Origin of the sequence: Methanobacterium subterraneum, from assembly GCF_002813695.1 — an archaeon.
In the GTDB taxonomy this organism is placed as follows: Archaea; Methanobacteriota; Methanobacteria; order Methanobacteriales; family Methanobacteriaceae; genus Methanobacterium; species Methanobacterium subterraneum.
This window is the reverse complement of record NZ_CP017768.1, coordinates 165,439-189,802: the sequence shown is the minus strand read 5'-3', so window position 1 is coordinate 189,802 and position 24,364 is coordinate 165,439. Positions and strand designations below refer to the sequence as shown.

The window sequence follows — 24,364 nt, the reverse complement described above, 5'->3', positions numbered from 1 at the left end:
ACAACTGGAATGAACATAAATATGTATTGTTAAATTTGATTTTTATGAAAAATGAGGGGGAATGAACATGGCTTCAATGCATAAAAAGTTCAGGTGGTTTGAATGAATGTTAAAAAGCCAAATATAGGGATTAGAGGAAGGGTTTTAGATAGGGATAGTCATCCCATGGAGGGCCTGGTGGTTCAGGTGGAGGGTGCTGGAAAGAGGAAATCAATCCTGAAAGATAGTCATGCCCTGGAAGTACTGGATAAAATATCCCCTGTTTCACTTAAAGACTATCCAGTGTTAGGTGAGTCTGAAACTGATGAAAATGGTTTTTATGAAGTGCTGTATCCCCCCAGCAGTTACCAAAACATTCTGGATGATGAACCCACCATCCAAGTGTTAGTTAAGGATGTATTGGGGGTTTCAGAGCTTAAAAGGACAGATAAGTACACCATTGTATCTAAAACCTTAAAGGACATGGAGGATATTATCATCCCCCGTAACTGGGCAGAGGGATGGTACGTTACCCTGGGAGGCTCCCGGAAGTCACGGTTCACGGATGATAATCAGGTTGAGGTCCTGGTTGATAACCAGATAGAACTGGAAAGTGTGGTTGAATCCATTGAAAAGGCACAGTCCCACATTTACCTCACCCAATTTGAGTTTGAGACGGATTTCACCGCCACTTTCACCAGCGAAGGGGATGGTTTTCGTCCTCAAAGTGTTTTAACCCGTAACTTTCAGGAAGCAGCAGAAAGGGGAGTGGATGTTAAAATAATTTTAAATGAAAACTTGGCAGTGCCTGATAGTTTCTCACAAATGGAAGAATTTTTCCAGGATAGTCCAGTTGAGATCCGTGAATTTAAGTCCCATGGCCTACATGTGATGCACGCCAAAACCCTGGTAATTGATGGTGAAGAGGCTTACGTGATAGGATCCCCTTTTAAAAAGGATTACTGGGACTCAGCACAGCATAGAATTCATGACTCTCGGCGAAAACCCCTTGGTGTTCGACCAGTTCACGATGTGTCCATTAAACTGAAGGGAGGGGCTGTTTACCATGTGGAAGAATTTTTCTGCCAGATGTGGAATTACATTACCCAGGAAGAATACCATGGACAGGGAAAAATAGAACCCCACACCAGGAATCCAGTTTCAAGTCCGGCCGGGAAAACACCGGTTCAAATTGTCCGATCAGTTACTCCCGAAACATTTACTGGGGATGGTGAATTGGGGATCTTCGAAGGTTACCGTAAGGCATTTGCAAAAGCCCAACAATTCATATACCTTGAAAACCAGTTTTTAACCAATAAAAGCATAATTAAAGCTTTGAAAAATGTGATGAATGGTAACCATGACTTGGAAGTCATCGTGGTGATGAACGAGAATCCGGATAACCCTGGATATAAGAGATGGCAAAACCAGTGCCTGAAGAAAATGGGAATAACCACATTTCAAGATATTTTGGACCATCCTCAAATTGGCTTTTTCACCCTATGGTCTACCCGGTGTGAGAAAGAAAAATTCAGAATACAACCCATTTATGTGCACACCAAGGTGGCTATTGTAGATGATATCTGGGCCACGGTGGGCACAGCAAACCTGGATGGTTCCTCCCTCACCTACGTCAATGAACTGGAAGGAGTTTTTGACATGGAATTCCACAGAAACATGGAAATGAATGCCATTCTGCACCAAAATTCCGGTGAAGAGATTGTGAAACTGCGAAACACCCTGTGGGGAGAACATCTGGGGACGGAAGATGCCCCCATCACAGGAGCAGACAATAGCTGGTTGAAACTCTGGCAAAAAGTTGCTAATAAGAACTTAAGATCATTAAAACAATCCAAACCATACATGAATGGGCAGATACTCCCCTACAGTAGTGAAGACTCTGTTGAAGATCAGCTAAAAGGTTTGAACCTGGAAACTAGAGACTGGGATATTTTAGATTGATTTCCTGGAATTACTCCCTGATTAGAGGGTTCGGTTTACATGCATTACCCGATTTATATGCATACAATTTAGTAATAAATTTTAACAAAACATGGAAATATTGAACAATATTCATATTTTATACGAATTAATGATATAAAATTTTAGTTTATCTTAATAATTCAAAATATATTTAAGTTATTAAAAATATAATTATAATTAATTATTTAGATTGATGACCTCGGGGGTTTTAAATGAAAATAAAAAACGACTTAATTGGAAAAGAAGTTGTAGATGAATCAGGAGACCAAGTAGGCATAGTAGACGATGTTGAATGGAATTTTAAAAGTAACCAAGTTGAAGCCATAATCCTTAAAGAAGGGGGCATATCTGCCAAAATAGGTCTGGGTGATAAGAAGATTGTAAGTTACGATATGATCGAAGCCATTGGCGATAAATTACTGATTAAAGGGAAATTATTTTAATTAATGAGGTGAGGATTATGGGGGAACTAAAGGGTAAAATTAAAGAAAAAGAAGGGGAAGTTAAGGGTAAAATTAAAGAGTTAAAGGGAGAACTTAAAGGAAAATCTAAGGAAAAGGAAGGGGAAATAAAAGGTAAAACTAAAGAAGAAGTTTGATTAATCCAGACAACCTGTAATTATACAGGAACTACCTTTTTTTAATTAGGCTAGTCCACATAGTGTACTCATTCTTTTTTTTTAATCCAATTACATTCTTTCTTCATATTGCAATTCTTTAAATTTAATTTTAAACTCAGTACCATTCTTTCTGGTCAATTCAATGGTACCTTCCAGTTGATTCACCAAACTGTTCACCAGTTGCAGGCCTAATGTATCAGTCTCGTCAAAATCGATGTTTTCCGGTATTCCCACACCATTATCACTGATAATCAAATTGTAACACCTATCACTGGAAGAATGAAGTTCTATCTTGAATTCACCCGGCTCAGTATGGGGAAATGCATATTTTAAAGTGTTGGTTACCAGTTCACTGATGATCAGGCCACAGGGGATGGCTGTTTCCAGCCCCATCATCACTTCCTCCAGTACAATGATGGTTTTTATCCGGTTGGAATCCACGCCATAGGAATAGAAAATATCAGAAACTAGACTGCGGATGTATTCTGCGAAGTTGATTTCCGAGAAATTACGGGACTTATAGAGCTTTTCATGGATCATGGCCATGGATTTAACCCGGTTCTGACTTTCTTTAAGGACATTAACGGCTTCTTCATCGTTAACATACTGCTTCTGGAGGTTGAGTAAACTGGAAATGATCTGCATGTTATTTTTAACCCGATGGTGGATTTCCTGGATTAGAACTTCTTTTTCCTTAAGTGAAGATTTCAGGGCATCTTCGAATAATTTTCGCTCGGTAATATCACGGGCCACCATTACAGTGTAAAATGCATCACTAAACTTCACCAGACTGATACTCATCTCCACATTGATTTGAGATCCATCACTCCCCTGTAGAACTGTTTCAATAGTTTTACGGTTCTGGAGATGTTTCCCATCAAATAAACTGAATATTATTGTTCTCATTTCATCCAGTTTATCCGGGGCTATTATATCTTCCACATTCATTTCCAGCATTTTTCCAGCTGAATATCCCAGTTGTTGACAGGCCGAATTATTAACATCGGTGAAATGGCCAGATGGGACTTCTGAAAGGAATATTGCTTCATTAGTTTCATCCAGGAGTGCCCTGAATCTTTCCAGTTCAGAAAGTCTCTCCTGTAATTCAGGATAGTAACTCTTTCGGATTGATTGTTCACCTAATCCTATTATTTTCTCACGTATGGAATCCCAATTATCCTCAGAATTAGAGTGCATTTTTAAAGATCTCCTCTACATCCTGCGGGGTTGGTCTCCGAGGATTAGTTATTATACATGCATCATTCATGGCTTTAGCTGCAAGTTCTGGAATGTCACTGGAGGTAACCCCAACATCGTGGAGGGAATAATCAACTTCAGCTTCAGCCTTCAAATCCCTAATTTTCTTTATTAAGGCCGATTGAACTTCGTTATCATCCATTCCAGTAATTTTCAGGTTAAAAACTTTGGCAATTTCTCTGTACTTCCCGCTTTCTGCCTCAAAGTTAAATTCAACCACATGATCCAGGAGTAATGCATTGCATTCACCATGTGGTAAATCCAGAAATCCGCCGAGACTATGGGCCATTGCATGCACCAACCCCAAACTAGCATTAGAAAAGGCTAATCCTGCATTTAAAGAGCTGAACATCATTTTACCCCTTAAATAAATGTTTTCCAAATCATTGCTGGTGGGGATCAGGTTCTGTGAAGCCAACCTAATAGCTTCCAGCGCATGAAGATCAGTGATGGGAGAACTGGCATTGGAGACATATGCCTCAACAGCGTGGCTTAAAACATCAAAGCCTGTGGCAATGGTTAAAGATTTATCCAAGGTAAGTGTTGTTTCAGGGTCAATCAGGGCCACATCAGGCACCACAGTTTTGCTGACTATGGCCATTTTTAATTTACGCCTTGAATCAGTTATAATGGCAAATTGAGAGACATCTGCGGCACTTCCGGCTGTGGTGGGGATGCAGATTAAGGGTGGGGATGGAACAGCAACCTTATCCACACCTTCAAATTCGTGAACCTCTTTTTGGTTGGAGCTGACTATCCCTATAGCTTTGGCGCAGTCCATGGGACTACCACCACCAACTGCCACTATGAAGTTGCAATTTTCATTTAAATATAGATCAGCACCTTCAGTAACTTGATAAGCTGTGGGATTTGATTTAATGTCAGAATATATCTGGTAATCAATCCCCTCCTCTTTCAGAGCATTGATAACCGGAGCAACCAGACCTACATCCATCACCTGAGGGTCAGTTACAATCAACACTTTGCGAGCTCCGAAATTTTTAGCATATCTTCCTACCAGTAATCGTGCACCTGAACCAAAAATAAATTCTGGGGCCACAAATTTCCGTAATTCCAATACCCGTTCCATGGTTATCCCAACCCAAAATAAATCAATGTTATCGTTATTTTTATTTAAAATATTATTCAAATGAATTAAAATTATTCTAACGATCTTACTTAAACTGTGAATTAACAATAGTTTTATAGATACATACTAATATTCTTTTTAATCCATTTGACGGATACTTAATTGTTAGTGGAAATGTATTGTTTCAACGATTGTTTTTGATGTTGGTGTAAATCAAGGATATAATATAGGGGAAAGGTTAATATATCATACTCTGTAAAATCATTACATCTGGAGATGAAGACTTAAGTTGAGACTTTTTTACGCTCCAATAGGAAACATATTATAATATGATATTTCCGTAACTTATTGTAGAATAGATAGAGATTAAGCTAATAGAGGTGAATTTAAATGGCAATTTGGCAAGGAAGATCCGTGAGAAAAGCTACTGGTGCACGGGCTAAGAGTAATCGTAACAAGAGAAAAATGGAATTCGGTAGGGAAGCTGCAGAAACCAAAATCGGAGACCGTAAAATCAAAACCATAAGAACCAAAGGTGGTAATGAAAAAATACGTCTCACCAATGAACAGAAGATCAACGTGGTTGATCCTAAAACCCAAAAGGTGGAAGTAGCTGAGATTACCAGTGTGGTGGAAAACCATGCCAACACTCACTTTGTGAGGAGAAATATTATCACCAAGGGTGCTGTTGTTGAAACCAGCGCAGGTAAGGTTAAAGTAACCTCCCGACCTGGGCAGGATGGTATCATCAACGGTATTATTGTTGAAGAATAGGTTTAATCCTATTTGATACTTTTTTTTAAACTATAATTTTAGTGAATTAACTGACCAAATTATCATTTATACTTATACACTGCCTCATGATTTGAGGTGAACTTGAATTTTAATTATTGGGTGTGACCATTGCACGAATCAATTAAAGAGAACGTGGACAAATTTCTACTTTCAGTTAATAAGGAATTACCCCCGGGGATGGAACTGGAATTTGAAGGATTCTATGAGAGGGGTTTTTTTGTCACCAAAAAACGGTACGCCCTTATCCAGGATGATAAAATTGTAGTTAAGGGTTTGGAGTTAGTTCGGAGAGATTGGGCCCCAGTAGCCAAAAAAACTCAGGAAAAGGTGATGATGGCCATTTTGAAGGACGCATCTCCGGATAAAGCTGCTAAAATAATTAAAGAAGTTATTGACCAGATTAAAAAAGGGGAAACACCCCTGGAAGATCTGGTGATTCACACCCAGCTTACCAAAAATCCAGATAAATACAAGCAGAGAGCACCACATGTTCTTGCTGCTAAAAAAGCCATTGAAAGAGGGCGAAAGGTTGGACGTGGCTCCATAATACGTTATATTGTTATTAAGGGGAAAGGACCCATAAGCCAACGAGCAGAGCCCCTGGAAGATGCTGATGTGGCCAACTACGATCCAAATTATTATATTGATAACCAGGTCCTGCCTGCAGTTTCCAGAATAATTGACTCACTGGGCTATTCCCAGGATGAAATTGTTCATCAGGAAAAGCAGAGTAGTTTAGATGCCTTTTTCAACTGATGGCTTTTATTCAAATCCCAACCTTAAAATCATTATTATTATATGTTGTTATGAACTATCATGAATTGGTTTAAATTTAAGTAAAATAAAAATGGGTATTAGTGCAAATGATGGTAAAGAGGTAGTGGGTAAATGATCAAGGCTGTTTTTTTTGACATAGATGATACGCTGTATGATACATCAGGTTTTGCCAAGTTAGCCCGTAAGGCTGCCTTACAAGCCATGATAGATGCTGGTTTACCATTATCTCAACAGGAAGCCTACCTTCTTCTGAGGGAGATCATCAAAGAGAAGGGATCCAACTACGATAAACACTTCAACATTTTAACCAAAAGAGTTATGGGGGATGAAAACCCACTGCTCATTGCTGTGGGAATGATTACATACCATAACGTTAAATTTGCACTTTTAAGACTTTTCCCTGATACCATGTCCACCCTCATATACCTGAAAAAAAAAGATTATCAGATGGGAGTTATTTCCAATGGCTTAACCATTAAACAGTGGGAAAAGCTCATTCGCTTAGGTCTCTACCATTTTTTTGATGAGGTGGTGACATCCCAGGAAGCAGGGTCTGAGAAACCAGACAGTGAAATATTCCAACTGGCATTGGAACGTATGGGATGTAAGGCTGAAGAATCAGTTATGGTTGGAAACAAATTTAGTGAAGACATATTAGGGGCAACTGAGGTAGGTATGTCAGCTATACTGGTAAATTCGGAATTGACCGAAAATGAAAAGGAAATTATTGAAATAGAAGGTTTAAAAGTTGATGTGATTTCAGATATTGGCCAGGTGAATACTATCCTTTAATTGGACAGATCACGATAACCGAAGCTAAATATTAAGCTAAATAAATCTAAAAATACTAAATCTGGAAAAATCCGAATAAAACTTTCGGTGGTTAAGAATGAGTTATTATCACGATGAAAAGATGGAAAAGATTTTCAAAGCACTGAAACAACCTAAAAACCTGGATGATCTGCAACTTTCAGACAGCTTTGTCAAGGGATTAATACTTAAAATCATCAGTAGCTACGGTACTGTGAAAACCAGTACCATTAATGAATTAACAGGTATCCACTGGGATATTCTCGAGGAAAATTTAAGTCAAATGGAAAAGAGCGGTTTTTGCGCGCCGGTAAGTGGAGGGTTCCTCTTTTCCAGTGTTGAATACACCATAACCAAGAAAGGACGAGAGAAGGTAAGGGGGATTGCTGAAGATAATCCTTATATTGGTATTGCCCCAGTACCCTATGAAGAATACTTTCAGATCATGAAAATACAGCTTCACCATCGTTATCCTCTCAAAATACCCCCGGAAGTAATTGAGGAAACTTTCCATCAAGTGGTGGGAGTGGATTATGCTAAAGAATCCATTATTGAATCCTGCATAATTGGTAAGGGAATCTTCGTGTACGGCCCCCCAGGAACCGGTAAAACATTTATCGTTAGCACCATGCCTGACCTTTTACCTCCACTGGTAATGCCCAAGTACATAGAGTTCGGTGGGAAGATCATACAACTCTATGATCCTGATTTCCATAAGCTGTGCGAAGAACAGCCCCACGACCCACGTTGGGTTAAAATTCACGCTCCTTTTGTTTTAACTGGTGCTGAACTTAATTTAAACAAGTTGGAAACTAATTACGACCCAAATAAGGGTGTTTATGAAACATCACCACTGATTAAAGCCAATGGAGGGATACTGCTTATTGACGATTTGGGAAGACAGCGTGATGATCATGAACTCATCCTAAACCGGCTAATTGTGCCCATGGAAAACAAGAAAGACGTGGTTTATGTGCGTGGTATCCCGGTTATCCTACACACACATTTCATACCGGCATTCTCCACCAACCTGGACATCAGTATCATGGATGAAGCCCACCTTAGACGTGCCCCCCTTCATATTTTCCTTAAAAATCCAAAAGTGGAAGAAGTTACCGAGGTTTTCCGTAGAAATCTGGAGGATCTTGAAGAAAGTTTCCAACCGGATGTCCTGGGCAGATTCATGAAAGTGTACCAGCCTAAAAAGGAAGATGGTGAAGGCTTGCAACCTAGCTTTGCCCACTCTCGTGATTTGGCCCAGATATGCCAATCTGTCCGGATTAACATGGGAAAAGGCACCATAGATGTTGAAGTTCTGGAGGCAGCCCTAGATAAGCACGTTCTGATAGTTTTACAAAGAATGAATATTGACCTAGCCCAGATTTCCCATAAAACACGTTCTTTCCGTTTGAATACTGATGATAAGGAAAAAACTTACCAGGAATTATCCCACTATGGGGCCAGCATGATATGTCGGGAAAATAATTCAATAATTGTCGATGTGGATGAGAGCACCAGTCCCGTGGAATTAGCAGATTACCTACATGAGAGAGGCATTAACGTTGAAAAAATAGAATTAATCGCAGAATCAGAGAAGGAACTTAGGAAAACCCTGTTGAACTGGTGATGATCAGAACTTATTTAAATGTGGAGTACCCACTTCATACTTTTTCTTTTAGTGTGGTTAACTATAAATATTGGTTAAACAAGCCAATAAATCATAGAAATATTTTCAGACCCATTAATTCAAGAGTTTTTATCTTAAAAACGAACAAAATCTGCTAAAAAAAAGAACCAGAATCCATATACAAAACTATTGCAAATACACAGAACAAAGCCAGCCAAACTTATAAAATAAGTCTGTAAAAAGTCAAAAAACGACCTTCCACCATGGAAACGGAGCTTTAAGGGAAAAATTAAAGGATTCAAAGAAAACCTTAAAGAAAAAAAGTATAGTGAGTCCACAGTTAAGGAAGCTGTGACTGCAGTTAGACATTTTATTCTCATTTTGAAATACCACTACCTAGAATGCTGTTTTCAGTACGTGGAAATCGAAACCGCTTCCAAAGTAGTCAGTAAGCGATCTCCTGGTATAAATGAAATTAAATACGCTCTTCAGTTTGCCAAACCTCGGATGACTGCCATCATATTAACAATAGCAAGCAGTGGAATGATCTTCCAGATATCATTAGTGCTCTTAAAGCTGGTTTAGTTACAATCCTGACTTCATTTTTTGTAGGTTTACCAAAGACAGCGCATTCGTAGCATTCCTAATTCTGAACAAACGTTAGTTTTTTATAGTAGAATTTGCATAGTATTGCAAGATTGAGCAAATGTTTGTTCAAAAAATTAATTTGAGGAGTAATTCATCATATGGCAAATCAAGAAATAAAATCTTCAAATTCCGAAAATGAAGCTAAAAAAACCACCAAAGAAAAAATATTTGATGCTTCAGTTGATCTTTTCTCTAAAAAAGGTTTTAACGATGTAACAGTACGAGAAATCGCTAAAGAAGCCAGAATAAGAGAAGGTTCAATATACAATCATTATAAAAACAAAGAAGCCATTTTAGATGCCATAATAGACTATTTCAAATCAGAAATCACCCAAAGCAACATTCCAGCGGAAGAAACCACAAATTTAATAGATAAAGGCCCTGAAGCATATTTTGAGGGTGGTGTCAAAATGTTCATGGCACGCATCAACATCCCCCAAATGGAAAAAATATGGCGCTTAGTTTGCATCGAAATCTATCACAATGCAAAAATAAGGGAATTTTTCAAGAAAGAACTACTAGAAGAACCACTGGCAGGATGGGAAAATATATTCAGTATTATGATGGAAAAAAAGATGATTAAACCAGTAAACCCCAGAACACTAGCCTATGAATACTGGTCTTATGCAATTTTCCTAGTTTTTGAATATTTTATCTTGAAATATGATGAAGATTTTGACTCTTTCATGAATCTCGGTTTGGAGAAAATGATTAACCATACACGATTCCTGTTAGAAGCTATAAAAATTGAGGAGGAAACAAATTAAGTTAAAAATGTGGTGGGGCATATGAGTACAGAAATTTATTATTTTTCAGGCACTGGAAATTCACTACACGTGGCGAAAGAACTGCAAAAGAGAATCCCAGAAACAGATCTCATACCAATAGTAAGTCTTTTAAATACTGATGTTATAAAAACCAGTGCAAAAACTGTAGGCTTTGTTTTCCCGGTGCATGCCTTGACTATTCCCATAGCCGTGAAAAAATTCTTGATGAAAATTGATTTAAACTCAGCAGAATATATTTTTGCAGTAGCAACACGGTACGGCACTATATTTAGAGGTTTTGAAAAAATAGATCAAATATTAAAGAAAAAAAATAAGCATCTTAATTCGCATTTCATACTGAATATGGGCCACAACGAGGCACCACGAGCACAGAAAGGCTATGTTGTTCCATCCCAAAGAGAGCTTTCAGGAATAGAATCGGTAATTCAGGAGCGATTGGATGCAATTGAAAAAATCGTAGTTAATAAGAAAATTTCGAGAGAAAAAGACTCAGAATACTTTATTGAATTCCCTTACAATCGTTTATTCAATTTTATATCAGAGAAACTGGTTCTTTTAGGTATGTCATTTTCCGAGTATACAGGAGGGGTTAATTACTTTTGTTCAGACTCCAAGTGTAATGGATGCGGAACCTGTGAAAAGATCTGTTTATCAGGGAAGATTAAAATGGTTGATGGCAAACCGACATGGCAGAAAAATGTCTTCTGTTACATGTGTTTCGCATGTGTTAATCTTTGTCCCGCTGAATCAATACAAGTAAATGACATACCATTTGTTAAATCATATACCCGAGAAAATGGAAGGTATCCTCATCCTTATGCCACGGCAAAGGATATTGCTAGACAAAAAAGGAGGGATTTAAATTAAAATAGGAATTATAGTCCATTCATACACCGGTAACACTTATCAAGTTTCCGAAAAGCTTCAAGAGAGATTTTTAAATGATTGAAAGGATGTAGAAATACAAAGAGTAAGTATGATTAGTGGAGATAAACCGAAAGGTAAGGATTAATAATTTTTAAATATTTTTTATATCAAATTTAGACTTATAGGTGGCACATTTTTTACAATTTATAATTATAATGCTGGTAAATGTCGTACGAAAAAGAGAAAAAAATGTAAGGGATAAGTCGTAAAATGGTATGAAAAAATACATTGAAAGTAAGTTTGATTAAGACCAATAGCAGATGTGGAATAACAACACATTTATAAGGAATTGTTTTTTAATATAAGTAAAACTCAAATTGAGGGAAAAACACGCTAAGTTAATATTACTTCACACAAATAGTATTATTGAATATGGCAAAAAGACACCACATCAATACCACATCAATTATACTTTTTAATCCAATATGGTACTACAATACAAAACATTAGATAAGTAAAGGGATTTTTATTTAAGTTAATTTCTCAATTTACAGATAATTCAAATTATTAAATATTTTAAAAAAGTTTTAAGGAGATTTTTATTTGAAGAAATACATTATTATGGGGATTGCTATTCTGGCAGTAGTTTTATTGGTCCTCAACGTGCCATTTGGCAGTGCCAATATCGAAACTAAACATTATCAGAATGGTGAGATCTCTTTTGATTATCCGGCTAACTGGCAACAGGTTTCCCCCCAGGGGGCTCAAGTAGCTGCCTTTAAAGACCCGGAAACTGGCATGAATGTCACTGTTAACCGCCAGGTTACACCCCCTGGATACAATGTTGCCAAAGATTTTGTACCCGAGCTTACTAAGGAGTCTGAGAGTAATATTAAACTCACCTCCAGCAATAAAATCGATGTTAACGGGAACGAGGGTTACGCCAACACTTACCAAATCCAGAAAAATGGTTCCAATGCCGAGCAGAGGGAAGTATGGGTGAACACCAATGGAGCTCTTTACAGTGTTATATTCAATTATCCTCAGGAAGGATTTAAGATAGAATCATTAATGAAAGGTTTTAAAGGATCCGAGAGTAGTGCGGCCTTCGATGCGGTTAGAAACAGTTTGAAGATCAACTCCACCAAACTGGCCAGTATGCCTACCTTTGGAACAGTAACCATACCTAAACTGGGAATAACCTGGAATATACGCTCCGACACTTTAAATGCAATGGGTGCTGTTTACCATTATTCCGCACCAGAAAGTTCCCTGCCAAAAAGCTTCTATCCTGGTGAAAAAGGATCGATGGGACTATTAGGACACCACACTCGTTTCTCAGCACCATTTGACGATATAGATAAGCTTCAAACCGGTGATATTGTAATTATCAATGATCATCTAACCCAGAAGAAGTACACTTACAAGGTGGTCTCAAATAACGATATACGATATGATTACACCACCAATTTAATCCAGTTCCCGGCTGGAAATAAGGAACTGGTACTTGGAACCTGCTGGCCAGAAGGATTTACCGCAGCCGAGAGATATACCCACTGCCAATTAAGTGCAGTAGATCCCCTGAATTAGAGGGGATCATAACTATTTTTTATATTTTTTTTATTTCTAGAAAATAGTTTATATGATAATCAGAAGGTAATCGATGGGTATCAAAAGAATATGCATCTTAGAATGAATATAATAACTTATTTATATTTAATTGGCTCTAGATAGTTTAGATTGACATAAATTTAAGGTTATGAAAATGAAGAAAACAAAGATCATTTTACTCTTAACAATACCCTTGATTTTATTTATTGCATTATATCCCATATTCTCAGTGAACGATACCAATAGATCCGCGGTTAATGAAAGTCAAAATGGGACGGCTAATGCATCTTCCCCTGAAAAGGTGGCCTTCATAATTCCCCACCCTGATGATGAAACCATAGGTGTAGGGGGAACAATCCAAAGAATCATGGAAAACGGTTCTACGGTTCATTGCGAGCTTATGACCGCTGGTGATGCCATAACAGCCGAATTACTCGCGGTAACTAATTATTACAATATAGAAATTCCTTCAAATGCCACTGCAGATTACCGGAAGAAATTAATCCGAGAAGACTCCTTTAAACGAGTTATGGCCATTCTGGGATGTAGTTACAATATACATAGTTTTAATGATGGTGCCTTGAACTCTGACGTTGTATTTACCACCATGGAGAATCTATATCTCAAGGAGGGTTACACCGTGTTTTACACCACCACTGGAGATGGGAACCGGGACCATCTGGCCTGTCAACAGGGAATGCAGAAGATGAAAGAGAAATATCCGGACTTGAAATACAGACAATTTCCTATCTACTATTACCATTATAATAGAGCAACCACCACTGCGTTAACCAAGAACTACGCTGATATAAACGTTAATAAATACGCTGCCAAAAAGAAAAGTGCATTTCAGGTTTACTACAATATACATACCATTCTCAATACATTTTATCCCTACAGTAGTGGTTTATACAGTATCGGTCCGGAGAGAATTTACTACCTGAATTAGGGTGTTTAATTCAATTGGTGAAAATTCATTTTGAAATAAAGGAATTACCCAAGTGGAGAAGTTCACCAAAAGTTGTTAATAGTTGGGGTATAAAAAAATAATTAATCACAATTAGGATTAATCACAATTAGGCTAATTACTTAAATCTAGAATCCAGATGGAGATTTGATAAACATGGCGGATACAGTTATATTTGGATCACTACTTTATTCCCACATAATTCCACCAGTACTGGCGTTTATAGGAGTGATTCTACTTTGTAGTGGAATTATGGACCGTAAAAGAAATTACACCATTGCAGGAATTGTATTTTTCTTTGCCGCGGGCCTACTGCCCTTCCTGATACTGCCGGTGATTTTAGGCACATAATGGATTTAGGGAGTACAGTTCATTTAAATATTTTTTTTGAATAAAAAAATTCTTTTTTAATCATTCTTTTTTAACCTTTTAATCCTTTAATTATTCCAAAGTACTATAAACCTCTTTTTTAACAACAAATCATCCCATTATTCGATGAAATGTGCGCGTTTATTTTCTATTAATTCCCTATCACCCTGGAAGGCTCCTTTTTTTTCAAGTTTCAGGGATGATACCAGAGAAGCAAAAATTCCACATTCATGGGGATCTGATGTTTCCTGTCTTCTAAATGCATAGGCCGCCAGGTAACTATCACCAAGACCAGTGGGATCCACCCTTTCCTTGGAAGGGAAAGCAGGGATATTCCAGACATCATCCTGGTCACTGGAGTAAATAAGGGATCCCCTATCTCCCTGGGTGATAATAACCTCCCCCGGACCAAGAAGAGAAAGTCTCCGGGAGATCTCATCCAGAGAAAGGGATGAATCCCCGATTATCACACCAGCCTCGACTTCATCCAGAAAAAGGAAATCAACACAGGATAAAAATTTATTATAATTACTTAAGGGTTTTAAAACAACTTTTTGACCGTCAAGATGACGGAGATACCCTTGAACTCCCAAATAAACTGGTAACCCCTGATTTGATATATATTTTAGGGATTTCAAAGGTACATCATCTGGTGAGAGTGGTGAGACCAGCGCTGCATCGAAGGTATCCCAGTCCATGGATGATAAATGGGAAACTTCAAGGGGATTGGAGGGTATGCAGGCCCTCTGCAACCGGTGGTTAGGATCATCATCCGGATAAAAATTCTCAAATTGCATGGTTTCCCCACCCCATATAGGTTTTAAACCTATATCTTGAGGAAAATGATCAAGTAACTCCCTATCATCTTTTCCCATAGTTATTAACGCTGTTACATCTGCTTTAAGGGCGGATAAGACTGCAGCTTGATAATAAACCGGACCTCCAATCCCTTTGCAAGTTGAACCACTTTTTAAGATGGTGTCACGGGTCACCGGCCCCATAATCAAAAATTTAACCATAGATTATCTTGGTGTGATGAATTAATAAGTTTAGGGATAACAATATACATTTAATTCTGTTGATTTGTGCCGGTCTTTTGAGTCAATTAAACGGATTCACCCCCTAAATGGTGCATAAAATATAATGGGGTAATGACTGAGACAAAAAGGGATAAAAAATGAGGGTGAAAAATATGTAAGGATGAATATGGTCAAAAAATTAACTAAAATCAAAAAATAGGTTTTATCTGACCGTTGTGGAGTGCGGTGCCCACCAGAACTTTACCCGCACCTCTTTTATCCAGCTGACCCATATCTTCCCCAGTTATACCTCCCCCTAAAATGAAAGAACTTTCCAGGCCAGGAAACTCATCTACTAGTTCCCAGTTAACCCCACCTTCGGTTCCTACATTGGAAATATCCAGAAGAATTATCTGGGTGGGTTGTAGTTTTACTAAATTCTCCCTCAATATGCTAAAATCAAGTTCCATGTATTTGCTTAGAACTTTATTCTGGAGAACATCAATGCTTATAACAATCTGTTCCCCATCAAACCTGGAAAATATTTCGTAAAGGTCTTCCAATCTTTTCAGGGTTTCAGTGGCCACGATCACTTTATCCGCAAATTGGAGGGCTTCAGTTACTGAATCAAGATCACTGGCACCACAATCCAGCATCACTGGAATAATCTGGTTAACCTCATGCACAATATCCATATTTGAACCCCTTTTTTCAATGGCATCCAAATCAGCAATGTATATTTCATTGGCCCCGGCACTACGAAGAGAACCCGCAATTTCAACCGGATCCGAGGAGCGATGAAAAACTGTTTGGAGTGGTTGGTAAGTCTCCCTGTTTCCAGATTTTCCAGAAACTGCTAAACCTTTTTTTATATCTAAAACTGGTATAATCACTGAAGTCACCATTCTTTCATTTTTTTAATAAGTTTATTAAATTTTGTTCATATAAAATACCATAACTTTAAAAAATATGAGTCCAAATATACTATTAATTGGACCAGTACACCAATAAGGATATAAATTATTGTAATGTAAATAATTTATTGGTGTCCATCTAAAATAAATAGTTCTAACCATTAAGGATTTGTATTATTAGATAATTTACAGGATAAAAACATTAAACTCTGTGGGAATTAATATGTTGGGTAAAGATGAAGTAATCAAACAGGTTCAGGATAAAGACGTTGAATTCATCCGTTTGTGGTTCACCGATATAAATGGTATCCTCAAAAGTTTCGCCATCACCAATGAAGAGCTTGAAAACGCACTTGAAAGAGGGATGGGTTTTGATGGGTCCAGTATCACTGGTTTCCAGGATATTGAAGAATCAGACATGATTGCCATGCCTGATCCGGAAACCTTCGCTATTTTACCATGGAGGCCCCAGGAAAAATCAGTGGCTAGGATGATCTGTGACATCCTGAAGCCCGATGGCCAACCCTATGAAGGGGATCCTCGTTACGTCCTGAGGAGGGCGCTGGATAAGATGGAAAAAATGGGTTTTGACCATTTCTATGTTGGCCCGGAACTGGAATATTTCTACTTCAAATCACCAGTTAAACCGGAACCACTGGACACCGGTGGGTACTTTGACCTCACACCCCTTGATCTGGCATCGGATCTCAGAAGAGACACTGTCCTGGCACTGAAAAAGCTGGGAATTCGGGTGGAATATTCCCATCACGAGGCCGCAGTTTCCCAGCACGAGATAGACATACGCTATGATGATGCCCTGCGTATGGCAGATAACATGGTCACCTACCGCCTCACTGTTAAGGAGATAGCCACTAAACACGGAGTTTACGCTACATTTATGCCCAAACCCCTCAATGATGAATATGGTTCTGGAATGCACACCCACCAATCCCTCTTCAATGGGGATAAGAATGTTTTCTTCGATGCAGAAGATCCATACCATCTCTCAGAATATGCTCGAGCATATCTGGGAGGAGTACTGAAATATTCCAAGGAGATAACATCCATACTAAACCCTTGGGTCAATTCATATAAACGACTGGTGCCTGGTTTTGAAGCCCCGGTCTACATTGCCTGGTCACGTAGTAACCGCTCGGCACTGGTTAGAGTTCCCCAGTACCAGCCAGGGAGAGAAGAAGCCACCCGTATAGAGATCCGCTGCCCCGATCCTTCCGGTAACCCCTACCTACAGCTCGCAGTCACCCTCATGGCAGGATTACATGGAATTGAAGAAAAATGTGATCTCTCCGAGCCAATGGAACTAAATCTGTATGATTTAAATGAGGAAGAGAGAATGAGAAAGGGAATAGAAACCTTACCTTCCAGTCTACAGGAAGCAATCAGCTACACTGAAGAATCAGACTTAATGAAGGAAACTTTAGGCCCCCACTCATTTAAACGCTTTATAACCCTGAAGAAAATGGAGTGTGCTGAATTCAACCGGCAGGTAACTGATTATGAGATTAAGAAATATTATCCCATGCTATAATATTTGGGATAATTGAAACTAATTGAATAAGGAGGACATTGCCTTAAAAATAATGCGAATAATAGGCATAACCATGATTTAAGAAAAAAGGAAAAATTAGAGAGTATTTGGTGGGATGGTAAGCCCACCTAATGGTCAACCCTCTACCATTATCAATTTTCCAGTCTGGGGATCCTGATAAACCGTTCCCTTCTTGGCATATCCCTGTCCTGAGCCAGACTGAGACTGAGGCGTATCATTAAGTTCACGGCCCTGCTGGACTTCCGCCACATTCTTCATGGCTTCCATGGTCTTCTGGCGTTCTTCCTGAGACATGTCCGCAAAAACCACGCTTTGCATGTTCCAGGACATTACCAGAAATATCAGAAATCCAACTGCCAGTACTAACATTGCATCCACCAGGTTGGCGGATCCTGCTGCGGGGTCTTCTCCCTGGCTATCATCCAACATACGGCGTCTGCGCCTTACCATGATCCATCACCTCCAGTGCAGCTTCGCAAAGAGCATCTACATTAGATAAGTATTCCTCGTACCATCTTCTTCTGACTTTTGATATAACATAAGCTATGGCTCCTGCTCCCAACCCAACAACTGTTGTATCAAATGCTATTATAAGTGCATTGGCCAGTGTGTTTATGTCTCCTGCTCCAAGTGCTGCCAGACCAGGACCCATAGGAATTAATGTACCCATCAAACCTAAGGTTGGACCTAAACGAGTCACGATATCTGTTTTTTCCAAACTTTTAGCTGCCAGGGTTTCCTCCTGTTCAATGAGTTTCCGGGCTAAAGCCTCCCTGGATTTACTGCCCATATCAGGATGGGATGCAATTTTGATAATGATATTCTTATAACCAGTTGGAACATCACTTTTCTCCATTATTTCCTTAATTCCTTCAGATGTGCCGACATTAGTAAAATCACTGATAATTTTTTCTATCTGATCTGTACTTATCCGTATTCTACTGGTATACTCAGATATAAGACCCCCAAAGCTTATGATGGCATAAAGCATAAAAGCCAAAAGCCCTACAATAACCGGTATGAGAAGGCTTTGTGATATAACGTGCAACACTGAACTTAACATTTCACTTCCTGGAATCGCTACCATGTTCATTCACCTAATTTTTTTTTTTGAAATTATTGATATCTATCTGTTATTTTGAGTCAGTCCCTGATGTCTGATCTACAAAAGGACTTCGATTGCGAGCTATGTAATAACCAGCTACTGTAAGCACAACAACCGTTATCAGAGCATAAGCAAATGTCCATATATCAGGAATATCTATAGGACTCATCTGTTGAGTTAAAACTGTGCTAATATTAGGAATAACTATAGCTGAAGTTAAAAAGTAAAAACCAGCAAACAACATAAAATTGCCCAACAAAACAGGATAAGGCTGGTTCAATGCACGCCCAATCATTCCCGAAATCAGGTAACATACGGTCATGGTTATCATTAGAAAAACTGCCGCATACTCTCCAACAGCAAAAGCAGAAGCACCAATCATGGGTGCGGCAATAATAATAGCCGCTACTGCTGCCCCAAAACAACAGGGACAAGGAGCAATCATTGCCATGCAGGTTGCAGTTATACTATCCTTTTGGTGTATTTTAAATTCCTTGAGGGTGTGGAATCCAGCATAAAGAATAACAGCTGCCATTACAATACCTAAAACAGAACTGTAATCATAAACAAACCCCTGGATCTGATCCACAAAATTACCCGCAATAAAGGTCAACAATAATATTCCACCACCATAACCCAGAATTATAGCTGCAGTTACTTTCTTGGAAAGACCTGCAAAACCCATTGCTAGTCCTATTTTAATTCCAAAAACCATTACTACTGAGAGTATTCCCAGTTTCCATAATAATTCCATCATTTCAATCACACTGCCTCATGTTAACCACACTAAGAATTGTAGTCAAATAACTTATAATATTTTCGATCTATTAAGTATTATTACTTTTCAGAATAAATCCAAACATTATGTAATACTTTAAATGAATTTAGGACTTTATGGCCATTTTGAATCGAAAATGTAATACACATTGGATCACCATTAGAAATTTTTTTAATGTGAAAACTTAATTTTTCCCAAAAATGGGATTTCCCAAAAAAAGAAAATGGGTTAAAAATATTTTTATCTCTTGAAGATAGCTCCACGGAAGTAACCAAATCCTACCAGACCAACCAGTATCAACACTCCCACAATAGCTGCAATAGGCATGCTGGACTGAGGGGATGAAGAACTGGTTTCAGACACCTCATAAGACTTGGAAGATCCATCAGTACCTGCAGATTCATCAGATGAGGATTGTGATTCAGATGCACTCTGAGTTCCACTTTCAGTGGCTGGTTCACCCCCAGATGATCCACCAACTGAAGATGATGCCCCGCTGGAAGATGCTGAAGCTGTTGGCTGAGAAGGAGTTCCAGTAGAACCCAAAGTTACAGGTTCACCAGTAGCCGCTTCCATAATAGCAGCAAACTCTTGAAGCTGTTCTGAACTCAAAGAAGAACCCACTACCACAAAATTGGTGAAATCAACGTTACCACAAGTGTGGTGACAGCAGACAACACCGTACTCACGAATGGCATTCATATAAATGTCCTTGAGCTGGGTGGTGGTTGCAGCATCTGGCGCCCACATACCTCTGCGGATAGCTTCCAAAGCCCAAGCAGCTGCAGAAGCAAAAGCATAGGGATTGGCACTTAAAAACTGGCTCCTGATGGCTGAATCAAACATGTAGGTTTCAACTGTCGATTGCCACATCCACTCTTTCACTGAATCCGGTTGTATGGCATTCCATCGGAACATATTTTCCATATGGTCGGTGATTTCATGAGCACCCGAGAAACCATTTTTGAGCATGCCTTCTGCCCATTTAGGGTTTAAAAGGCGTGTTCTTATTTCATTGTTGATGAAAGTGGAGAGAGTCTCGATTTTGGGTGTCGTTCTAGTGTTGGCAATATATACTTGCACATCACGGCCTGATAAATATTTAGCAGCCATAGTAAGGCCCCCCAAATACTGGACAACATCATCATTGTCAAATACACCATATAAACCATCCCTAACCTGGACTGTTGCTTCAATACGGGTTAACTGGTTTATAAATGCGTTTAACCCACTCTTGGCTTGGATGTTCCGCCCGTAGAAGTAGGAATTCCGTGCTAAGTAGGTGTCCACCAGATCTGACAAATCATCCCACCCCGAGGTGGTGGTGGTTAATTCACTTAAACCAGTTCCATAGGCTTCTGCCGGTGGTCCGAAAATACGGGCCATAGCATATAATTCAGCGTCCTCTGTATTCATTCCTTGAGCTAGGTACTTTTCAAGATCTTCAAGGTAGTGTTTCCGGACGTAATTGTCGGTGTTACTTTCATCGAGTTTGGAAACCATTCTGAAAGCATCATCTAAAAGTTCTACCGTGTAGGAGAAGGTGTCTCTGAATAGACCGCTCATGGATACCATTACATCCACCCGTGGGCGGTTGAGTTCTGATAAAGGTGTAGCTTTGACTCCATTGAAGTATCCTGAAGAGGCATAAGTCGGTTCAAGACCCATTAATCGTAGGATCATGGCTATGGTTTGTCCATTGGTACGCATGGTCTCAATAGCCCATAAAACCACCCCCACGCTTTCAGGGTAATGGCCATTGGCGTTGTAGAAATCCTGTAACAGATCATCTGCCATTTTCTTTCCAATCTCCCATGAAGCTTTATCCGGCGCATAACGTGGGTCGAAGGAGTAAAAGTTCATACCAGTTGGTATGACATCAGTTTTACGTATGGGGCTTCCTGCAAGAGATGCGGAGATGTACTCCCCATTTAAAGCCCTTAATAAATTTTCCATTTCATAGTTCTGGCTGAGCTTCTGACGTAGCTCATCTCGGTAAGCCTGGTTATCCCGGTTAACCGGGTCAAAACTCACGATGGATTCTATCATTTGCTCCAGTAAATCTCCCTCCAGAGCCTGTCCAAATGTGTGAAGACCATAAGGCATCATGGTCTTGGCCAGTTCTTCCAAGTAGTGTTCCACTTTGTCCACTACTTCATTGAATGGTGTTGATTCCAAGTCTAACTGGAGATCTTCATCCAGGTGCATATCCTTGATCATTCCCATCATGATGTTTTCAAGTTCCTGTCGTCTTTGGTCAGTGGTAGCATCGTGGTAGAACTTTATCTGATCACTGAGGCTTGCCAGATCACCGTAGAGTTCCGACAATACCATTGGTGGTATCATATGGTCTATGATTACTGCATAACTTCTTCTTTTAGCTTGTGTTCCTTCTCCAGGGTTTTCTACAATGTAAGGGTAGATATTGGGGATGTTTCCCAGTAGAACATCTGGCCAGTCATCAATCCCCAGCCCCACACTTCTTCCTGGAAGCCATTCCAGGGTTCCGTGTGTTCCCAGGTGGATCACTGCATTGGCATCGAACTGGTTCTGTAACCACATGTAAAATGCAATGTACTGGTGGGTTGGTGGTAAACTTGGAGAGTGGGTGATCTTATCGGGATCCTCACCCCAACCACGCATAGGTTGCGGCCCTAAAAATAGGTTCCCCAACATTATTCCAGGGATTACAATGGAATTATTGTAGACCATTACATTTCCCGGCGCGGGCCCCCATTCTGCAATTACTTCATTCCGGAGAGTTTCAGGTAGGGTGTTGAACCAGGCCAGATAGGTTTCCAGAGGTATGGTTATTGCCCCGGCATTCACCAGTTTTTCAAGTTCCCCTGGAGCCCAGGAGCCTACATTGTTTCCGGCGTTGAGCATCAGGTTAACAATATCCTGTGACGAGAAATTGGCTGGTACATTGTAACCAGCAGAGTTAAGGGATTTAATGATGTTATCAATGCTGCTGACCACATCCAGATAGGATGCAGCTACTCCATCTTTACCCCCGCCGATATTGTAATAGATGAGTGCCAGCTTCTTATCTGAGTTCAGCAAAGTTCTCAGTTGCACCCAGTTGGCCACTCGTCCAGCTACTCGGTCGATCCTGTCAGGTAGGGCTTTATAACTTTTCAGGACAATTCCAGTCTCTGGATCTATTCCCAATGTTTCTATACCGCCCATGATGACGGGTTCTATTCTGCCTTCCAGTTCTGGCTGGGCAATCTGCCAGTAAACTTCACTGGTGATACCAGTGGAACTGTCTTCCCATCCTTCCAGGTCGGAAGTGTATACTGGAGCAAATATTGGAACATTCAAGTCTTCAAATAGTAATATGGACTTGCTTGAGTTTCCAGACACGTAGGTAAAACCTAAACTGGTGATAAGTGCATCAATTCGGGTGTTGTTGTTACCATCTTTGAAGAACATTTTAGCCAGGTTAAGCCTCCCATTGGTGGTTGCAAAGATTAATATAACATTAAGTCCTTTGCTTTCCAGACTTTTCAAGAGTTCTACTTGCATTTGGCAGTTGCCTCCCTTAAGACTGGAATCATAAGCAACGATCCCCACCCATGGGGCATTTTCCTTGTAAAGACCTTTGTTCTGGTACCAGGTCAGGTACTCATCCCATGTTTTAAAAAGAGGTATCCCTCCAATTAAAGATGCATCATGGAAGGTTGCTTCCGGATGGAAAACCACCTGTTCTGGCCAGGTTACAACTGTCACATTTTCACCAGGTTTTAATTTCATTCCCACGGATTGTAAAAGGTATAACTGGAATCTACGTACATTTTCTTCACCGGCCTGAACCCAGTACTGTTTGGTTACTGTATCATTGAGGTCAATTCCAGGTATGTTCAGATTGGAACTGCGAATTCCCAAGATTTTTTGAGCTGGAGAGGCGGAAATCAGGTCTTTGATAATATCAACTTTCGAAGAGCTGCTTATCATCTGCAGCGCTATGAGGTCTGCTTTGTTTGCCGCTGCTCTGATTTTTTCCTGTTTTTCGGTGTCAGTTACTTCATCCAAGCCAAAATAATACAGGTTAAAGTAGTAACCCTCATTTTTGAGTTTTTTATAGGAGTCCACAAAATTTTGAACGAAAGTTTCTGAGCTGCTGATTATCAGTAGATTGTAAGCCCTAAGATTTACAGTTGCATTTCCATATAAAACTGGACTCATAGGATTTATTTGACTAACTGGGATAGTCACTGTTTGATTAACATGCCCCAGTGCACCAACTGTAAGTTTGAAGAGGGTTTTATCACTGATAAAATTCACTTTATACTGTTTATTTCCATTTTTTGTGACTGCTATCTGATTAATAACATTTCCACCAGTATCTTCCACCGTTACATCAGGGAGTTTATCTCCTGAGAGAGCTTCTGGATGTTCCAAGTTAATGTTTAGAGTTATTTCTGGATCAATTACTGAACAATTTTCATTGGAATTGGGATTTGAGTCTATAGTTAGATTTACCTCCTGTGAATCTTCTGCTGATACCGCTCCACACAGGAGCAATGAGAAAACAATTGTTGTTACTATTAAAATCGCTTGTTTTCTCATATTTTCACCTCCTTTTTGTTTTTTTGAGCATAACTGAATAAATTCAATAATGCTTGAAATTAATTAAAATATAATTTAATATAAATTTTTCCATAATGGTTTAAAATAAATCAAGTAAACTTTATATAAGATGAAGTTCAAAGAATGGTTGACAATCCATACACCTATAAAATTGACACCAATAGGGTCCAGTAAACCTCCGTAGTTTTCCTAAAGGTG

Annotated in this window: 22 protein-coding genes; 14 read left to right on the top strand and 8 right to left on the bottom strand. The window is 39.3% G+C overall.

The genetic code is table 11. The features are described from left to right. Window positions 1-102: 102 nt before the first annotated feature. The 3 genes from BK009_RS00970 to BK009_RS00960 all read left to right on the top strand — a co-directional run bounded on the left by BK009_RS00970 (window position 103) and on the right by BK009_RS00960 (window position 2,560). Window positions 103-1,941 carry a phospholipase D-like domain-containing protein gene (locus BK009_RS00970; RefSeq protein ID WP_100907578.1) on the top strand — a complete coding sequence of 613 codons (1,839 nt, stop codon included), beginning with the start codon at window positions 103-105 and terminating at the stop codon, window positions 1,939-1,941. A gap of 233 nt (window positions 1,942-2,174) precedes the next feature. Beyond that, window positions 2,175-2,405: a PRC-barrel domain-containing protein gene (locus BK009_RS00965; protein ID WP_100907577.1), complete on the top strand. Its 231-nt coding sequence runs from the start codon at window positions 2,175-2,177 to the stop codon at window positions 2,403-2,405. Window positions 2,406-2,422: 17 nt separating this feature from the next. Further along, entirely contained in the window at window positions 2,423-2,560 is a 138-nt protein-coding gene (locus BK009_RS00960; RefSeq protein ID WP_100904598.1) for an LEA domain-containing protein, read from the top strand. Between the two features lie 90 nt (window positions 2,561-2,650). On the opposite strand, the gene BK009_RS00955 is transcribed toward BK009_RS00960, so the two are convergent. Then, window positions 2,651-3,778 (bottom strand): sensor histidine kinase, encoded by a 1,128-nt coding sequence (locus tag BK009_RS00955; RefSeq protein ID WP_100907576.1) that lies wholly within the window; start codon window positions 3,776-3,778, stop codon window positions 2,651-2,653. Then, window positions 3,768-4,928: an alcohol dehydrogenase-like regulatory protein ErcA gene (gene ercA, locus BK009_RS00950; protein ID WP_100908785.1), complete on the bottom strand. Its 1,161-nt coding sequence runs from the start codon at window positions 4,926-4,928 to the stop codon at window positions 3,768-3,770. The genes BK009_RS00955 and ercA overlap by 11 nt, the downstream gene beginning before the upstream one ends. 390 nt (window positions 4,929-5,318) lie before the next feature. On the opposite strand from ercA, the gene BK009_RS00945 reads away from it, so the two are divergent. From BK009_RS00945 to BK009_RS00900, 10 genes are all read left to right on the top strand, one after another. Continuing rightward, window positions 5,319-5,702 carry a 30S ribosomal protein S8e gene (locus BK009_RS00945; protein ID WP_100904601.1) on the top strand — a complete coding sequence of 128 codons (384 nt, stop codon included), beginning with the start codon at window positions 5,319-5,321 and terminating at the stop codon, window positions 5,700-5,702. Between the two features lie 129 nt (window positions 5,703-5,831). Beyond that, window positions 5,832-6,479 carry a DNA polymerase domain-containing protein gene (locus BK009_RS00940; RefSeq protein ID WP_100904602.1) on the top strand — a complete coding sequence of 216 codons (648 nt, stop codon included), beginning with the start codon at window positions 5,832-5,834 and terminating at the stop codon, window positions 6,477-6,479. Window positions 6,480-6,611: 132 nt separating this feature from the next. Further along, the gene (locus BK009_RS00935) at window positions 6,612-7,292 is read left to right on the top strand and encodes a TIGR02253 family HAD-type hydrolase (protein ID WP_100907574.1); all 681 of its coding nucleotides are present in this window, start codon (window positions 6,612-6,614) and stop codon (window positions 7,290-7,292) included. A 97-nt stretch (window positions 7,293-7,389) separates the two neighbouring features. After that, window positions 7,390-8,937: an ATP-binding protein gene (locus BK009_RS00930; RefSeq protein WP_100908784.1), complete on the top strand. Its 1,548-nt coding sequence runs from the start codon at window positions 7,390-7,392 to the stop codon at window positions 8,935-8,937. Between the two features lie 351 nt (window positions 8,938-9,288). Further along, window positions 9,289-9,522, top strand: a complete 234-nt coding sequence (locus BK009_RS00925) for a hypothetical protein (RefSeq protein ID WP_100908783.1) — start codon at window positions 9,289-9,291, stop codon at window positions 9,520-9,522. A gap of 161 nt (window positions 9,523-9,683) precedes the next feature. Beyond that, entirely contained in the window at window positions 9,684-10,352 is a 669-nt protein-coding gene (locus BK009_RS00920; RefSeq protein WP_100904605.1) for a TetR/AcrR family transcriptional regulator, read from the top strand. A 21-nt stretch (window positions 10,353-10,373) separates the two neighbouring features. Then, window positions 10,374-11,240: an EFR1 family ferrodoxin gene (locus BK009_RS00915; RefSeq protein WP_100904606.1), complete on the top strand. Its 867-nt coding sequence runs from the start codon at window positions 10,374-10,376 to the stop codon at window positions 11,238-11,240. 603 nt (window positions 11,241-11,843) lie between these two features. Continuing rightward, complete coding sequence (locus tag BK009_RS00910) at window positions 11,844-12,830, top strand: sortase domain-containing protein (RefSeq protein WP_100908782.1); 987 nt, start codon at window positions 11,844-11,846, stop codon at window positions 12,828-12,830. A 175-nt stretch (window positions 12,831-13,005) separates the two neighbouring features. Continuing rightward, window positions 13,006-13,800, top strand: a complete 795-nt coding sequence (locus BK009_RS00905; RefSeq protein WP_100907571.1) for a PIG-L family deacetylase — start codon at window positions 13,006-13,008, stop codon at window positions 13,798-13,800. 174 nt (window positions 13,801-13,974) lie between these two features. Beyond that, on the top strand, window positions 13,975-14,169 hold the full coding sequence (locus tag BK009_RS00900) for a hypothetical protein (protein WP_100904608.1): 195 nt from the start codon (window positions 13,975-13,977) through the stop codon (window positions 14,167-14,169). 137 nt (window positions 14,170-14,306) lie between these two features. Here BK009_RS00900 and BK009_RS00895 read toward each other — a convergent pair whose 3' ends face one another. Next, window positions 14,307-15,206, bottom strand: a complete 900-nt coding sequence (locus BK009_RS00895; RefSeq protein WP_100904609.1) for a PfkB family carbohydrate kinase — start codon at window positions 15,204-15,206, stop codon at window positions 14,307-14,309. A gap of 209 nt (window positions 15,207-15,415) precedes the next feature. Further along, window positions 15,416-16,099 (bottom strand): HisA/HisF family protein, encoded by a 684-nt coding sequence (locus BK009_RS00890; protein WP_100904610.1) that lies wholly within the window; start codon window positions 16,097-16,099, stop codon window positions 15,416-15,418. Window positions 16,100-16,343: 244 nt separating this feature from the next. On the opposite strand from BK009_RS00890, the gene BK009_RS00885 reads away from it, so the two are divergent. After that, window positions 16,344-17,669: a glutamine synthetase family protein gene (locus BK009_RS00885; RefSeq protein ID WP_100904611.1), complete on the top strand. Its 1,326-nt coding sequence runs from the start codon at window positions 16,344-16,346 to the stop codon at window positions 17,667-17,669. 135 nt (window positions 17,670-17,804) lie between these two features. On the opposite strand, the gene BK009_RS00880 is transcribed toward BK009_RS00885, so the two are convergent. The 4 genes from BK009_RS00880 to BK009_RS00865 all read right to left on the bottom strand — a co-directional run bounded on the left by BK009_RS00880 (window position 17,805) and on the right by BK009_RS00865 (window position 24,145). Beyond that, window positions 17,805-18,140, bottom strand: a complete 336-nt coding sequence (locus BK009_RS00880) for a DUF2149 domain-containing protein (protein ID WP_100904612.1) — start codon at window positions 18,138-18,140, stop codon at window positions 17,805-17,807. Next, a complete protein-coding gene (locus tag BK009_RS00875; protein WP_100904613.1) occupies window positions 18,109-18,777 on the bottom strand; it encodes a MotA/TolQ/ExbB proton channel family protein in 669 nt (222 codons plus the stop codon). Before BK009_RS00875 ends, BK009_RS00880 begins: the two co-directional genes overlap by 32 nt. A 46-nt stretch (window positions 18,778-18,823) precedes the next feature. Beyond that, window positions 18,824-19,552, bottom strand: a complete 729-nt coding sequence (locus tag BK009_RS00870) for a DUF2162 domain-containing protein (protein WP_100908781.1) — start codon at window positions 19,550-19,552, stop codon at window positions 18,824-18,826. Window positions 19,553-19,813: 261 nt separating this feature from the next. After that, complete coding sequence (locus tag BK009_RS00865; protein WP_100908780.1) at window positions 19,814-24,145, bottom strand: cobaltochelatase subunit CobN; 4,332 nt, start codon at window positions 24,143-24,145, stop codon at window positions 19,814-19,816. Window positions 24,146-24,364 lie beyond the last annotated feature (219 nt).